Here is a 16,241-nt window from a genome sequence, read left to right on the forward strand (position 1 = left end):
AAAAGAGGTTGATGGTGATTTTATTTGCATATTGTGTATTGTGTATAATAACGATTATATTGACTTTTTTTGATAGTAGGCAAAAATTACTTTATGTGTTTTTGTGGGCATGTCTAATCACTTGGTCTATAGTATCTCGAAATGCTGTATTGCAACAAGATATGCTTGTTTATTCTGAAGCAATGACATATGACTGGAGCTTTTATAAAACTTTTTACACTTTAAGAGAGCCAGTCTATTGGCTCTCTAGTAAATATTTGTTTGAACTTTTACATAGCAATGTACTGGTATTTATTGTTTTAGATACTGTGTTTTTATCGGCTTTGGTTTTTGCAGGATATAAGTATAAAATTAAGCCATATTTTATTTTGTTGTTTATTCTGTTCTTTCCTAATCTGATGGGTTTTTTGAATGTTTATCGTCAATTTTTAGCTACCATAGCTTTGTTTGTTTGTTTTTTTATGCTGTACCATAATCGCAATGGTTCAAGGCTAATATACTTGATTTCACTTTTTATACATAATGTGAGTATTGTTTTTTTACCGATTCTATTTATTAAAAAAACTTTCTTTCAATTCTTGTTTATAGTTTTTTCTTTTATATCTATTGCTTTAATGGTTCTATTTTCAGGGTCGAAATCCGAAGTGGACACAGGAGAGGTTTCTCCATTTTTATTCCTTGCTGTAATTTGTGTAATCGTAACTATCTTTTTGTTTTTAAATAAGCTTGTTTTATATAAAAAGAACATAGATTTATATTATATTAATTTTTATTGTGTTCTCGTTTCAGCTTTTTCGTCTTTGTTTCTTGCTGGTGCACCAGCAAAAAGAATTTGCATGATAGCACTCTCATTTTTATTGTATTCTATTTATTGGTTTATTGAGGATAATAGGAAAAATATTCTATTATTTCGCATCATATTGGTGATTTTTTCTTTAATACCAACCTTTATTTTTTCTTCTGCATTCTTAATGCTGCTAAATAAAACAGCGTGATATTAGTGAAAATAATTTTTTGAGTAAGAGATTGTCCAAGTATATAAATTTTCTTTTTGAGAGGTGCTGATGTGTTTTTTTCTATCTTATTATCCTTATATCATAAGGAAAAAAGTGAATACTTTGATCAATGTTTTGAAAGCATTTGGACTCAACAGGTACAGAAGCCTACAGAAATTGTATTAGTACTTGATGGTCCCATAGGTGGAGAACTTACTGCTTGCGTACAAAATTGGCAGTCAAAAATTGGTGAGACGCTAAAAATTATCGCACTCCCTCAAAATGTTGGACTTGGAAAAGCATTAAATGAAGGTTTAAAACATTGTAGTTACGATTGGGTCTTTCGTATGGATACGGACGACATCTGTACCGCTGATCGTTTTGAAAAGCAGGCTGCTTTCATACAACAGCATCCAGATGTAGTATTGTTTAGTGGGCAGGTGATGGAATTTGATCAGGATATCTCTGATGCCAATGTCTTGAAAGCTGTACCACTAACTTATGAAGAAATTAAAGAATTTGCAAAAAAACGATGCCCTTTTAACCATATGACCGTCGCTTACAAACGTGAAGTTATTTTAGCTCTTGGTGGATACCAACATCATTTGTTCATGGAAGACTATAATTTATGGTTGCGTGTGATCGGTAACAACCATAAGGTGGCGAACTTGCCAGATGTTCTGCTATATGCTCGTGTTGGCAATGGTATGCATGCACGTCGTAAAGGTTTCGAATATATTAAAAGTGAAAAACAGTTACTAGATTTAAAGAAACAGCTAAAGTTACAAAATCCTCTATATGCTAACATGCTGTTCTTGGTAAGGTCTGCATTTAGGCTGTTGCCAGCAAATATGCTAGGGAAAATTTATAATAGCTTTCTTCGTAAAGATATTAAAAAATGAGTGAATGAAAATATGAAGCGCTTAGTCGACATAGTTATCTCTTTAATAGCTTTAGTAGTGTTGTCGCCAATATTTATAATTGTAGCTTTTAAGGTACGTAAGAATCTAGGATCTCCAATATTCTTTTATCAAGAAAGACCTGGGAAGGACGGAAAATTATTTAAAATGATCAAGTTCCGTTCAATGAAGGATGCTTTTGATGCAGAAGGAAATCCATTACCTGACGAAGCTCGTATAACACCGTTTGGTCAAAAACTACGTTCAACCAGTCTAGATGAAATGCCGCAGCTACTGAATGTATTAAAAGGCGACATGAGTGTGGTCGGACCTCGTCCAATGCTCAAAGATTTTGTTGAACTATATTCCCCAGAACAAGCTCGTCGCTTAGAAGTCCGTCCTGGAATGACAGGACTGGCTCAAGTGAGTGGGCGTAATGAACTGGATTATGAAGAACGATTCAAATGTGATGTGTGGTATGTTGATAATCACAATACTTGGGTTGACTTTAAATTGATGTTCCAGACCGTTAAAGTGATGTTGAGGAGAGAGGGAATTAATGCTCCTGGTCATGTTGGACCCTCACTGTTTAAGGGAAATGGATCTCAAGATAATGTTGACCAATCTGTGAAGTAACGATTTATTTTTTAAGTAATAATGATGATGATCAAAAAAGCAATTTTACCCGTCGCAGGTTTAGGTACCCGATTCCTACCAGCAAGCAAATCTATTCCAAAGGAAATGGTGACCGTTGTTGACCGTCCCGCAATTGAATATGTAGTTCGAGAGGCTGTTGAAGCAGGTATTGAACAAATTATTTTAGTGACGCACTCATCAAAGGCATCAATTGAAAATTATTTTGATCGTAATTTTGAGTTAGAAACAACCTTAGAGCAGAAAAAGAAGTTTGATCTGCTGAAAGAGATCACTGATATTTTACCAAAACATGTCAGTGTTATCAGTGTGCGCCAACCACAGCCTTTAGGTCTTGGGCATGCGGTATTGTGTGCTAAAGATATTGTAGGTGATGAGGCTTTTGCCGTGTTATTACCTGATGTTTTAGTTAAAAATCAGACTGCTGAGAATGATTTATCTCTGATGATTCAACGGTTTGATCAATCTCAGGCTGCACAGATTATGGTTGAGGCCGTGCCAGATCACTTGGTTGACCAGTATGGCATTGTAGATGTAGCTGTTTCTCCAAATGAAGGTGAAAGTATCGTCATGCAGGGTATTGTAGAGAAACCTGCAGTAGGTACCGCGCCTTCAAACTTGTCTGTTGTCGGTCGTTATATCCTACCTGCTCAGATTATGGAGCTTCTAGCACATACCCCACGTGGAGCGGGCAATGAAATTCAACTGACTGATGCGATTGCAGCATTACAGCAATCGGAAGCGGTTGAAGCGTATCGTATGAAGGGGCAGACCTTTGACTGTGGTAGTAAGCTGGGTTATCTAAAAGCTGTATTACACTATGGCATTGAACATCCAAAACTTGGCGAAGATTTTAAAAGCTTAATCAAAGAGCTGGCTCTCTAGATTGGGGGCAAATGTTTATGAAAGTTGCAATTTTTGGTAATACTTTATATGCAGGCGTCATGTCTGCATTATTGTCCGAATCTGGGCACTTTGTATATTGGTGTTCTCAACTTGATGGGAATGTGGAGGGGCAGCAATATTCATTTCATGATGAAAATGTCAGCCATCTTCTGGAAAAACAGCGGAACAGCGGTTTCTTAAGTTATCGTGAGTTGGATGGTATTCCGCTTGATATTGATGCCTATTTATTTAGTTTTAATCAGACTCAAGAACAGCAAGTTTTTCAACTACTGCAATCTTTAAAACAGCGCCCAATTATTCATCCGAAGTTAATGATCAATGCTTCAACTTTTGGTTTGCAGGGTACTGAGCGCTTTAAGCAAATTCTTTCTGAAGATGACTGGGTGTATTTGCCAGATACGATTCAGGAAGGGAATGCTTTACATAGTTTGACTCAGGCCAAACAGCTGATTGTGGGATGTACTCAAACCGATGTTCAGATTAAAGTCAAAGAACTGCTTCGCCCTTTTTTCCCTTTAGCGCAGCAATATCTGTTTATGCCAATTTTAGATGCCGAGTTTACCAAACTTAGTATCTCGGGCATGTTGGCGACACGAATTAGCTATATCAATGACTTGGCCGTGGTCGCTGAGAAACTCGGAATTGATATTGCTTCTGTTCGACAAGGCATGGCAGCGGATAACCGGATTGGTTCAGCTTACTTGGCGCCAGGTGCGGGTTTTGGTGGTGAAAATTTTTCTCATGATATTTTGACACTTTCCAATACCGTTGCAAATACTGGGGTAAAAAGCCAGTTGCTGGGTCAGGTCTGGGAAATTAATGAGCAACAGAAAGAAATCCTATTTCGTAAGCTATGGAATTATTACCATGGTGATTTACAAGGGAAATCTGTTGCGATTTGGGGAGCTTCTTTTAAGGAAAATACCTCAAGTATTCAGCAGTCCCCAATTCATCAAATGCTTGCAGCACTTTGGGCTCAAGGCGTAACGGTTCATCTGCATGATCCGCAAGCTTTAGATGAAATAAAACAGATGTATGGACAACGCGAGAATTTGATTCTTTGTGAAGATCAATATGATGCGGTCAAAAATGTGCATGGTCTTTGCGTGCTGACCGCATGGAAACAGTATTGGAGCCCAGAGTTTAAACAACTTGAGCAGCTCATGGCGCATCCTTTAATTTTGGATGGTCGTAATATTTATAATCCGGACTATGTTAAAGCACAAGGTTTTGCATATATGGGGGTGGGACGTTAATGATGGTAAAGCAGATTCAGCCCTTTGCAGTCAAGGAGCAGGTTTCAGTGCTTGAGCATTTGTCATCTTTAAAACAGCAATTTAAAGAGATCCATCTAAAAGCATTATTTGCAGAAGACTCAACACGATTTAAACGTTTTTCAGTTGAATATGATCAAATCGTTTTAGATTTTAGTAAGCATCGTATAGACCAGACGATTTTAAATGGTTTGGTGGATTTGGCTCAGGCGCAAGATTTAAAAGGCTGGATCAAAAAGCTCTTTTCATCTGAACCGATTAACTATACTGAACACCGCGCAGCGATGCATTGGGCTTTACGCTTACCACAATCGAGTTCAGATTTTACTGAAGTGAATCATCAGGTACAGCAGCAGCTAGAACGTATGTATGCTTTGGTGGATAAAATCCATGCAGGGCAGTATCGTGGTGCGACGGGTGAGGTGATTCAAGATGTAGTCAATATTGGTGTGGGTGGCTCTGATCTCGGCCCACTCATGGTGACGCATGCACTCTCCGACTTTAAGGTCGCGACCACAAAAGCTTTAGATGTGCATTTTGTTTCGACCATGGATGGCAGCCAGCTATCTGAGTTATTGCATCAACTTCGTCCTGAAACAACCTTATTTATTATCTCGTCAAAATCCTTTGGCACCATTGATACACTTTCCAATGCACAAACCGTGCGTCAATGGTTAGAAAAGGCATTGGGGCATAATGACAAGATTCTGCAAAATCATTTTATCGGGGTTTCGACTAAGCCTGACAAGATGACAGAATGGGGCATTGCTGCTGATAAACAGCTGTTGTTATGGGATTGGGTCGGCGGTCGTTATTCACTGTGGTCATGTATTGGTTTACCAATTGCCCTGACCATTGGCGTTGAGGGATTTAAGCAACTGTTAGCAGGTGCTTATGCGATTGACCAGCATTTTCAATCCGCACCATTTCAGCAGAATATTCCTGTTTTGATGGGGCTTTTAGGTGCGTGGAATAACAATTTTCTGGATATCCAGACCCATGCAGTTTTACCGTATGATGGCCGTCTCAAATATTTTGCAGCTTATTTGCAGCAGCTTGAAATGGAATCTAATGGTAAATCGATTCAACGCAATGGAGAAAAGGTCAGTTCAGCCACTTGCCCAATTGTGTGGGGCGAGGTTGGGCCCAATGCACAGCATGCCTTTTATCAGTTGCTGCATCAAGGCACGCACTCCGTCAGTTGTGACTTTATTGCCCCTGTGAAACGCTATAATGCCAATCAGTTTACCTATGCTGAAAGTGCAGAGGCCTTGGCTGAGCAGCATCATTTGGCTTTATCCAACTGTTTGGCACAGTCACGCCTGTTGGCTTTTGGGAATCAAGCCTTGGCAGCAGATGAACTGGAAGATTTACCAACGTATAAACAATATGAAGGCAATCAACCCAGCTCCACTATTTTACTCAAAGAGCTGAATCCTTATAGCTTAGGGATGCTGATTGCGATGTATGAACATAAGGTTTTTGTGCAGTCGGTGTTGTGGAATATTAATCCCTTTGATCAATGGGGCGTTGAGAAAGGCAAAGAAATTGCCAATCAACTGTTACCGATTTTGAACCGTGAACAGGATGATCTCTCTAAATTTGATGCATCAACACAAGGTTTGTTGAAAATATTATTAGGAAAAACAGATGGCTAAAATTTTAGTGACGGGTGGTGCGGGCTATATTGGCTCCCATACTTGTTTAGAGTTGCTTACTGCAGGTCACGAGGTGATTGTTTTCGATAACCTCTCAAACAGCTCAGATGAATCTTTAGGTCGAGTACAAGCATTAGCAAATAAAAGTTTGGTGTTTGTGCAGGGTGATATTCGCAATCAGGCTGAGTTAGATTCAGTTTTCCAAGACCATCAGATTGATGCAGTCATTCATTTTGCTGGTCTGAAAGCGGTTGGTGAAAGCCAGCAGATTCCATTGGCTTATTTTGATAATAATATTGCGGGTAGTATCCAGCTGGTCAAGGCGATGGAGCGTGCAGGTGTATTTAGCTTGGTATTCAGCTCATCTGCAACGGTTTATGACGAAGCCAATGTGTCGCCTTTGAATGAAGATATGCCAACGGGAATGCCAAATAACAATTATGGTTATACCAAACTGATTGTTGAGCAAATGCTGCAAAAACTTGCACAAGCAGATGCGCGCTGGTCGATTGCTTTACTTCGCTATTTTAATCCTGTCGGCGCGCATAAAAGCGGTCAGATTGGTGAAGATCCGCAGGGGATTCCAAATAATCTCATGCCGTATGTCACACAGGTCGCAGTGGGCCGTCGTGAAAAATTGTCCATTTATGGCAATGATTATGACACTGTAGATGGTACTGGTGTTCGTGATTATATCCATGTGGTGGATCTGGCGAATGCTCATCTGTGTGCTTTGAATAATCGTTTATCTACACAAGGCTGTCGTGCTTGGAACATTGGCACGGGCAATGGCTCATCGGTATTACAAGTCAAAAATACCTTTGAGCAAATCAATGGTGTGCCTGTTGCGTTTGAATTTGCACCACGTCGTGCAGGTGATGTTGCTACTTCATTTGCAGACAATACGCGTGCATTGAGCGAGCTCGGTTGGCAGCCTCAATATACCTTGGAAGATATGCTGGCGGATAGCTGGAATTGGCAGAAGCAGAATCCCAACGGCTTTAACTGAATGTTAAAGCAATAAAAAAAGGAGCAATATGCTCCTTTTTTATTGGGCTGAATTAACCCTGAATTAACCCAGTTAATTCATCAACATAATGTTGCATCGGTTGCGGATTTTGATCGGCACGGCTTTCAATATTTAAACGCAGTAAAGGCTCGGTATTGGAAGCACGGACATTTAAACGCCATGCACCAAAATCAAGGCTCACCCCATCAGTACGGTCCACTTGCGGATTTTGATCGGCATAATGATCAAAGATCTTTTGTACGGTGGCTTGGGTATCTGCCACTTTAAAGTTGATTTCACCACTACACGGGAATTTGGCAATCATGTTTTCAACCAGCGTTGAGAGTGATTGACCTGTTTCCGAGAGTAGGGCAATAGTCAGTAACCAAGGAATCATACCGCTATCGCAATAGGCAAAATCACGGAAATAGTGGTGCGCGCTCATTTCACCGCCGTACACGGCATTGTGTTCACGCATGACATCCTTAATAAATGCATGTCCAGATTTAGATTGTACTGCGATGCCTTGGTATTGATCGACGATGTCAAAGGTATTCCAGACCAAACGTGGGTCATGCACAATTTTTTCACCAGCCTGTTTGATCAGGAAGGCCTGCGCCAATAAACCAACGATGTAATAACCTTCGATAAATTGCCCTTTTTCATCAAACAGGAAGCAACGGTCAAAGTCGCCATCCCAGGCAATGCCCATATCGGCTTGATGCTGAAGTACGGCATCACGTGTACTGTCTCGGTTTTCAATGAGGATTGGGTTCGGGATACCATTCGGGAAAGTGCCATCTGCTTCATGGTGAATTTTAATGAACTCAACGGGAATGTTCAGTTGTTGGAATTTTTGTTCGATGGCATCAATCACATGACCTGCTGCACCGTTGCCTGCATTGACCACCAGTTTAAGCGGTTTAATTTTTTGTGGATCAATATAGGTCAGAAGGTGATCAATAAACTCAGGCAAAATATTATAGTTTTGCGTTGTGCCTTTTTGCGATACTTCGTTAAATTGACCAGTTTCAGCCAATGCCTGAATTTCTTTTAATCCCGTCTCTGCGCTGATTGGACGTGCATTCTCACGCACCAATTTCATCCCGTTGTAATCCATTGGGTTGTGGCTGGCAGTCACTTCAATCCCACCTTGTACATCGAGATGGAAGGCAGCGAAATAGACTTCCTCAGTCCCTGTCATACCGAGATCAAGTACATTTACTCCTGCATCATTTAAACCCTGAATGGTTGACTGTTTTAGGCCTTCGCTACTTAAACGGATATCACAACCGATCACAACCGTTTTTGGTTGATAGATTTGTCCATAGGCACGACCAATGTTATAGGCAATCTCTTCATTCAGTTCTGTGCCGAGTTTGCCGCGAATATCGTAGGCTTTAAAGCAAGTCAGTTGCGTCATATTTTTCAATTCAATTGCTGTTTTGAGTTGTGAACAGATTATACAGATATCGTCTAAAAGTCATATTTATAGTTTTGTCTTTCGCGATTGGTAACCCGAAGTACACAAATGGAATACTGCTCGGGATATTTTTTATCAGACTTTAGTCGAATGCTGAAAGCCCACAGCAACAGAAAAGGGTTGATTTGATTTTAATTATTATTGGTCTTACCAATATTGGTGGGTGATTGGTGGTTGCACCTGATAATTCATGTAATTAAGATAAGCAACTTGTGTAAATGGATAAATTTTGTCAATAAAATTTATATTGGTCATACCAATATTCGTGATGATGTTTTGTCTCGAAGTGAAAACAAAATAGCGCCCAGCATTTCAAGGAGATGAGAATGCTTAATGTGTGGCAACAACTTTATGATCCTTTGAATAATATTTGGTTATCCAGTGCCGTTGCGCTGATTCCGATTATCTTCTTCTTTCTGGCTTTGGCGGTATTTCGTTTAAAGGGCAGTATTGCAGGGACCTGTACGGTCATTCTTGCCCTTGTCATCGCTTTAGTGTTTTATCAGATGCCAGTAGAAATGGCATTTGCTTCCGTGGTTTATGGCTTTTTTTACGGTTTATGGCCGATCTCTTGGATTATTATCGGGGCGGTGTTCCTGTATAAAATTTCGGTAAAAACGGGGCAGTTTGATGTGATTCGCTCCAGTATTTTATCGATTACTGAAGATCAGCGCCTACAGATGCTGTTGGTCGGTTTTGCCTTTGGTACTTTTTTAGAAGGTGCGGCAGGCTTTGGTGCACCAGTCGCCATTACAGCAGCCCTATTGGTCGGCTTGGGCTTTAAACCGCTATATGCTGCGGGCCTCTGTCTGATTGTGAATACGGCGCCTGTGGCCTTTGGTGCCATGGGAATTCCAATTATCGTGGCTGGACAGGTATCTGGTGTCGATACTATGGAAATCAGCCAGATGGTCGGTCGCCAATTGCCTTTTTTAACCATCATTGTGCTGTTCTGGATTATGGCGATCATGGACGGTTGGCGTGGCGTGAAAGAGACTTGGCCTGCGGTACTGGTCGGTGGTAGTGCTTTTGCGATTGCACAATATCTGACCTCGAATTTTCTGGGACCTGAACTGCCTGATATTACCGCTGCAATTGCCTCATTGGTCAGTTTGACCCTGCTGTTCCGTGTCTGGAAACCGAAACATATTTTCCGTTTTGAAATGACTGATGAACAAGCAGCTAGCTATGCGGCCTCATCACAACAGCGTTATAGCATTGCACAGATTGCCAAAGCATGGTCGCCGTTTATGATTTTGACGCTGATGGTGACGATTTGGAGTATCAAACCATTCAAGTCATTATTTGCCAAAGACGGTGCCTTGGCGGATTGGATTTTTAAAATCGAAGTGCCTTATCTGCATAAGTTGGTGGAAAAAATGCCGCCGATTGTGTCCGAAACCACGGCCTATGAAGCGATTTATAAATTTGACTGGTTCTCTGCCACAGGTACGGCTATTTTTATTGCGGCCATTATCACCATCATTTTCCTGAAAATGAAAACCCGTGACGCGGTCAGTACCTTTGCTGAAACATTAAATGAGTTAAAAACCCCAATTTATTCGATTGGCATGGTATTGGCCTTTGCCTTTATTGCCAATTACTCAGGCCTGTCTGCGACCTTGGCTTTAGCACTTTCACATACAGGGCATGCCTTTACTTTTTTCTCACCCTTCTTGGGTTGGCTGGGTGTCTTCCTGACGGGTTCCGATACCTCATCCAATGCCTTGTTCTCGGCATTGCAAGCCACCACAGCGCAGCAAATCGGTATTCCAGAAGTGTTACTGGTGGCTGCCAATACCAGTGGGGGCGTAACGGGCAAGATGATTTCACCGCAATCGATTGCGATTGCCTGTGCCGCGGTGGGTTTGGTTGGAAAAGAATCGGACTTGTTTCGTTTCACGGTAAAACATAGCATCATATTTACTGTCTTTGTCGGCATCATCGTCACGGTTCAGGCTTATCTGGTGCCGTGGATGATTCCATAACGCTAATCAAGGAAATGTGATGAGAATCTCCGATCAAGTGGTCATGAAATTACAGGCACTCATTGAGCAACGCCAGATGAAACAAGGTGATCGCTTACCTGCCGAGCGTCAACTGGCGACCAGCTTAGGTGTATCTCGTCCATCCTTACGTGAAGCGATTCAACAGTTGAATAGTCAGGGGGTGTTGAGTAGCCGCCGTGGTGATGGGACCTATATTCAACAATTACCCGAGCAGTGGCCGCAACAGCTCATCGTCAATCCGATCAGTCATTTGATTGAAGAAGATCCACTGTACCGTTTTGATGTACAGGAAGCGCGTTTGTTGCTTGAAGGCGGCACTGCATGGTACGCCGCATTGCGTTCAACACCTGAAGATCGTGCCAAAATTCATCATTGTTTTGATGAGATCAGCCGTTATCAAAATGCAGGCGATTCAGCTCGGGCGGCAGTGGCAGATGCAGAATTTCATTTAGCGATTGCGGAAGCCTCACACAATATTGTGCTGATCCAAATGATGCGTAGTTTGTTTGACTTGCTGCAATACAACGTCTTGCTCGGACGTAACAAAGTTTATAACCATCCTGTCAATGGTGACTTGCTCAGCGAGCAGCATTTTCAGGTGATGGATGCGATTGATCGTCAAGATCCCGAAGCTGCACGCCAAGCGGTGTGTGGGCATATTGAATTTGTGATTAATCATGTACGTGCTCTGGGCGAAGATGAAGCGCGCCAGAAACGTGCAACACGTTTAACGAGAGTGGACTCAAAATGATTATTTCTTCTGGCAATGATTATCGTGCTGCGGCACAACGTCGTTTACCGCCCTTTTTATTTCACTATATCGACGGTGGTGCCTATTCAGAACATACCTTAAAGCGCAATGTGCAGGATCTTTCTGACATCGCCTTGCGTCAACGGGTGTTGAATGACATGTCCGCGCTGAGTCTGGAAACCAAACTGTTTAATGAAACCTTGTCGATGCCTGTGGCATTGGCACCCGTGGGTTTAACTGGTATGTACGCACGTCGCGGTGAAGTTCAGGCGGCAGTGGCAGCCGATCAAAAAGGCATTCCATTTACTTTATCGACAGTTTCCGTCTGTCCGATTGAAGAAGTGGCGCCTGCAATTCAGCGTCCAATGTGGTTCCAGCTCTATGTGTTGCGTGATCGTGGCTTTATGCGTAATGCCTTGGAACGTGCTAAAGCGGCAGGTTGTTCAACACTAGTGTTTACCGTGGATATGCCAGTGCCGGGTGCGCGCTATCGCGATGCGCATTCAGGTATGAGTGGGCCAAATGCGGCGATGCGTCGTTATATGCAGTCTATGTTTCATCCGCATTGGGCATGGAATGTCGGGATGTGTGGTCGTCCGCATGATTTGGGCAATATCTCGAAATACTTAGGTAAACCGACTGGGCTTGAAGATTATATCGGCTGGTTAGGTTCTAATTTCGATCCGTCGATTTCATGGAAAGATCTGGAGTGGATTCGTGAGTTTTGGGATGGCCCGATGGTGATTAAGGGGATTCTGGATCCTGAAGATGCCAAAGATGCAGTCCGTTTTGGTGCAGATGGCATCGTGGTATCCAATCATGGTGGGCGGCAATTGGATGGGGTGCTGTCTTCTGCGCGGGCTTTGCCTGCGATTGCTGACGCAGTGAAGGGTGATCTGGCAATTTTGGCCGACTCAGGTATCCGTAATGGTCTGGATGTGGTACGCATGTTGGCGCTTGGGGCGGATACGGTGTTATTGGGTCGTGCCTTTGTTTATGCCTTGGCGGCAGCAGGGGGGCAAGGGGTGTCTAACTTGCTCGATCTGATTGATAAGGAAATGCGTGTGGCGATGACCTTAACAGGGGCTAAGTCGATTCAAGAGATTAATGCGGATTGTTTGGTACAGGCAATCAAACAAGGTTTTTAAAAATAATTTGCTAAGTGATGCAGTAGGCACTGCCTCATCATTGGATGACTTGCATGTTTCTTGTGTAGAGGCGTTTGTCACTTTTGAAAGGTCAAAAGTAACCAAAAACCTTTGCTTCGATGACGGTACGTCCTTGCTACCGCATCGGAACAGGCGGCATCCTTGCCGCCAACTGTGATAGTAAATACAGGGCTGATTCAAATTAGAGAATCAGCTAGTCCACAAACCGTAAGTCCCTGTCGTGTTGATCTAGTTTTAGCATGCATAAGATATAGCTAGATTTTATATGAATGACCCAAAGGAGCCATCATGCAAACATTTTCTCCCAAAGCAGTGATTGGTCGTTTACAGCAGATTGTTGGACGTCAGCATGTACTGAGCGATGATCAAAGTACCCGCCAGTATCGGCAAGGTCGTCGTTTTGGTGAGGGTAAAGTCTTTGCAGTGGTGATCCCTGGCACCTTGCTGGAACAGTGGCAGGTATTACAAGCAGCGATTGAAGCGGATTGTATCGTCATCATGCAAGCGGCCAATACGGGCCTGACCGGTGGTTCAACCCCCTATGGTGATGATTATGACCGTCCTGTGTTGGTGATGAGTACACGCCGTTTAAAAGGCATTCAAGTCATTCATGAGGGGCAGCAGGTGATTTGTTTACCAGGGGCGACCTTGGACAATCTGGAACAGTTGCTTAAAGGCTATGATCGTGAACCACATTCGGTGATTGGTTCTTCCTGCATTGGCGCTTCGGTATTGGGTGGGGTGTGTAATAACTCAGGCGGTGCCTTGGTGCGTCGTGGGCCTGCCTATACCGAACTGGCACTGTATGCGCAGGTCAATGCCCAAGGTCAGTTGGAATTGGTGAATCATCTGGGTGTGAACTTAGGTTCGAGTCCTGAAGAGATCCTGACCCGTTTAGAGCAGCAGCGCTATCAAGCCACAGATATTTTGGATGATGCAGAAAAGCAGGCATCCGATCAGCGTTATGCCCAAGATGTCACCCAAGTCGATGCCGATAGCCCGGCACGTTTTAATGCCGATCCCTCACGTCTGTTTGAAGCTTCGGGTTCAGCAGGAAAAGTCTGCGTATTTGCGGTACGTCTGGATACCTATGAAAAGGTCGAGAGCAATGTCTTTTATATTGGCAGCAATGATGCCGACGACCTGACCGCGATTCGCCGTTATTTATTGACTTCATTGCCAAGCTTGCCGATTGCAGGGGAATATATTCACCGCGATGCCTATCATATCGGTGAAAAATATGGCAAAGATACCTTTCTGTTTATCGAGAAATTTGGCACCGCTAATGTGCCGAAAGCTTTTGCATTAAAAGACAAGGTCGATGGCTTTTTAGAAAAATTTAAAATCAAAGGGCTGACCGATCATCTTTTACAAGCGGTCACTTCGTTGTTACCGAGCCATTTACCGAAACGGATGACCGAATATCGTGATCGTTATGAACATCATCTGATGTTACGCGTTGAAAATAATTGCAAAGCCCAGACCGAGCAATTTTTACAAGACTATTTTGCGGTGCATGCTTCGGGCAATTTCTTTGTCTGTGATGCGGATGAAGGGCGTAAAGCCTTTTTGCATCGTTTTGCCGTGGCAGGTGCCGCAATTCGTTATCGTGATACCCATCGGGATGAGGTAGAAGATATTGTGGCGCTAGACATCGCTTTACGCCGCAATGATCGTGAATGGGTCGAGCAATTGCCTGTGGAGATGGAACAGCAGATCATACATAAGCTCTATTATGGGCACTTTTTCTGTCATGTCTTTCATCAAGATTACATCCTTAAAAAAGGCAATGATCCTTTAGCGATGGAACATCAGATGTGGCAATTGCTAGATGCCCGCCGTGCTGAATATCCTGCCGAACATAATGTCGGTCATTTGTATATTGCCAAGCCTGCATTGGCCAATTTCTACCAGAAACTTGATCCGAATAATTGTTTTAATGTCGGGATTGGACAGACTTCTAAATTAAAATATTGGGGCAAGGCCAAGTCCTGACTTTAAATAAAACAGGAAATAAAAAAGGCGCTTCAAGCGCCTTTTTTATGCGTGATAACTTAAGCGGTTGCAGCAGATTTTGCTAAAACTTCAGCCACTGCTTTGGCAACTTTGTATACGTTGTTCATGTTCAGGCCTGCAACACAGATACGACCACTGCGTACCAAGTAGATTGCATATTCTTCACGAAGAATGTCCACTTGCTCAGCGGTTAAACCGGTATAGCTGAACATGCCTTTTTGATTCACAAGGTAGCTAAAGTCACGCTCAGGAAGGGCTTTAGTCAACTCATCTTTTAAGATGCTACGCATTTTGATAATACGCTCACGCATCTCTTTGACTTCGCCTTGCCATTGTTGATTCAGATCAGCGTCATTTAACACTTGATCAACCAACCATGCACCTGTTGTTGGTGGGCTAGAGTAGATACGACGTACCGTTGCTTTCAACTGACCGAATGTGCATTTTGCTGCTTCAGCATCGTCACATACGAACGTTAAACCGCCAACACGCTCACCGTAAAGTGAGAAGATTTTAGAGAACGAGTTGCTGACAATAAAGTTCAGACCTGCTTGGTCTAGGGCACGGATGGCATAAGCATCTTGTTCCATACCATCGCCGAAACCTTGATACGCGATGTCGAGGAATGGAATCAGGTTACGTTCTTTTAATACCACAATCACTTGATCCCATTGTGCTGGATTCAAGTCTGCGCCTGTTGGGTTATGGCAGCATGGGTGCAATAACACAATGCTTTGTTCTGGCAATGTTTTCAGCGTAGACAACATCCCATCAAAATCAACGCCACGTGTTTCAGCATCGAAGTATGGGTAGAAGTTGCTCTTGATGCCTGCACCATTGAAGATGGCAACGTGGTTATCCCAAGTTGGCTGGCTGACCCAAACTTCTGAATTTGGGAAGTAGGTTTTTAAAAAGTCTGCACCGACTTTTAATGCACCAGAACCACCCAACGTTTGAATTGTTGCAACACGACCTTGTTGAATTGCAGGGCTGTTTGCACCAAACAATAAGGCTTGAATCGCATCACGGTAAGGCTTGAAACCTTCCATTGGTAAGTAAAGCTTGGTTTGCGTATTTTTAGGTGCAATACGTTTTTGTGCTTCGATAATGGTATCAAGCTGAGGAACGATACTGTCTTCGTTATAGTACAAACCAATACTGAGGTTGACCTTTTCAGCACGTGGATCAGCATTGAACTGTTCCATCAATGAAAGGATCGGATCGCCTGCATAAGGTGGGATATGTTGAAACATTAACAATGTCCTTTTCTTCAACAAAGTGCATAGATGTCTGGGGAGGTTGGCGCTTGAGGAGCGGAACCTTTGATGCCCAATAATGTATCAATAAAGGCTGCATGAAGCACGCTGTTATTTACATTTTGGTGCAGTATTTACTTACAAATTTTGTCGCTACGAGCT

Annotated in this window: 13 protein-coding genes; 11 read left to right on the forward strand and 2 right to left on the reverse strand. The window is 42.7% G+C overall.

Going from position 1 to position 16,241, the window contains the following annotated elements; genetic code table 11:
• Nucleotides 1-11: 11 nt before the first annotated feature.
• The 7 genes from NG55_RS18975 to galE all read left to right on the forward strand — a co-directional run bounded on the left by NG55_RS18975 (nt 12) and on the right by galE (nt 7,395).
• A complete protein-coding gene (locus tag NG55_RS18975; protein ID WP_228704202.1) occupies nt 12-995 on the forward strand; it encodes an EpsG family protein in 984 nt (327 codons plus the stop codon).
• Nucleotides 996-1,066: 71 nt separating this feature from the next.
• A complete protein-coding gene (locus NG55_RS18980; protein WP_065344121.1) occupies nt 1,067-1,897 on the forward strand; it encodes a glycosyltransferase in 831 nt (276 codons plus the stop codon).
• 12 nt (nt 1,898-1,909) lie between these two features.
• Complete coding sequence (locus NG55_RS18985) at nt 1,910-2,530, forward strand: sugar transferase (RefSeq protein WP_065344122.1); 621 nt, start codon at nt 1,910-1,912, stop codon at nt 2,528-2,530.
• 27 nt (nt 2,531-2,557) lie between these two features.
• Entirely contained in the window at nt 2,558-3,433 is an 876-nt protein-coding gene (galU, locus tag NG55_RS18990; protein WP_032861086.1) for a UTP--glucose-1-phosphate uridylyltransferase GalU, read from the forward strand.
• Between the two features lie 17 nt (nt 3,434-3,450).
• A complete protein-coding gene (locus NG55_RS18995) occupies nt 3,451-4,710 on the forward strand; it encodes a nucleotide sugar dehydrogenase (protein ID WP_023271027.1) in 1,260 nt (419 codons plus the stop codon).
• Nucleotides 4,711-4,712: 2 nt separating this feature from the next.
• A complete protein-coding gene (pgi, locus tag NG55_RS19000) occupies nt 4,713-6,386 on the forward strand; it encodes a glucose-6-phosphate isomerase (protein ID WP_016542516.1) in 1,674 nt (557 codons plus the stop codon).
• On the forward strand, nt 6,379-7,395 hold the full coding sequence (gene galE, locus NG55_RS19005; RefSeq protein WP_023271026.1) for a UDP-glucose 4-epimerase GalE: 1,017 nt from the start codon (nt 6,379-6,381) through the stop codon (nt 7,393-7,395). Before pgi ends, galE begins: the two co-directional genes overlap by 8 nt.
• A gap of 52 nt (nt 7,396-7,447) precedes the next feature.
• On the opposite strand, the gene NG55_RS19010 is transcribed toward galE, so the two are convergent.
• Nucleotides 7,448-8,818, reverse strand: coding sequence for a phosphohexomutase domain-containing protein (locus NG55_RS19010; protein ID WP_016542518.1), 1,371 nt, complete (start codon nt 8,816-8,818; stop codon nt 7,448-7,450).
• Nucleotides 8,819-9,198: 380 nt separating this feature from the next.
• Here NG55_RS19010 and lldP point away from each other — a divergent pair, with 380 nt between their 5' ends.
• The 4 genes from lldP (at nt 9,199) to dld (ending at nt 14,802) form a co-directional block, all read left to right on the forward strand.
• On the forward strand, nt 9,199-10,866 hold the full coding sequence (gene lldP / locus NG55_RS19015) for an L-lactate permease (protein WP_171068323.1): 1,668 nt from the start codon (nt 9,199-9,201) through the stop codon (nt 10,864-10,866).
• Nucleotides 10,867-10,885: 19 nt separating this feature from the next.
• Nucleotides 10,886-11,638: a transcriptional regulator LldR gene (gene lldR / locus NG55_RS19020; RefSeq protein ID WP_004801820.1), complete on the forward strand. Its 753-nt coding sequence runs from the start codon at nt 10,886-10,888 to the stop codon at nt 11,636-11,638.
• On the forward strand, nt 11,635-12,786 hold the full coding sequence (lldD, locus tag NG55_RS19025; protein WP_023271024.1) for an FMN-dependent L-lactate dehydrogenase LldD: 1,152 nt from the start codon (nt 11,635-11,637) through the stop codon (nt 12,784-12,786). The genes lldR and lldD overlap by 4 nt, the downstream gene beginning before the upstream one ends.
• 309 nt (nt 12,787-13,095) lie before the next feature.
• On the forward strand, nt 13,096-14,802 hold the full coding sequence (gene dld / locus NG55_RS19030) for a D-lactate dehydrogenase (RefSeq protein WP_065344123.1): 1,707 nt from the start codon (nt 13,096-13,098) through the stop codon (nt 14,800-14,802).
• Nucleotides 14,803-14,861: 59 nt separating this feature from the next.
• Here dld and NG55_RS19035 read toward each other — a convergent pair whose 3' ends face one another.
• On the reverse strand, nt 14,862-16,076 hold the full coding sequence (locus NG55_RS19035) for an amino acid aminotransferase (RefSeq protein ID WP_005200881.1): 1,215 nt from the start codon (nt 16,074-16,076) through the stop codon (nt 14,862-14,864).
• Between the last annotated feature and the right edge of the window lie 165 nt (nt 16,077-16,241).

The sequence above is a fragment of the Acinetobacter gyllenbergii genome (assembly GCF_001682515.1).
Lineage (GTDB): Bacteria > Pseudomonadota > Gammaproteobacteria > Pseudomonadales > Moraxellaceae > Acinetobacter > Acinetobacter gyllenbergii.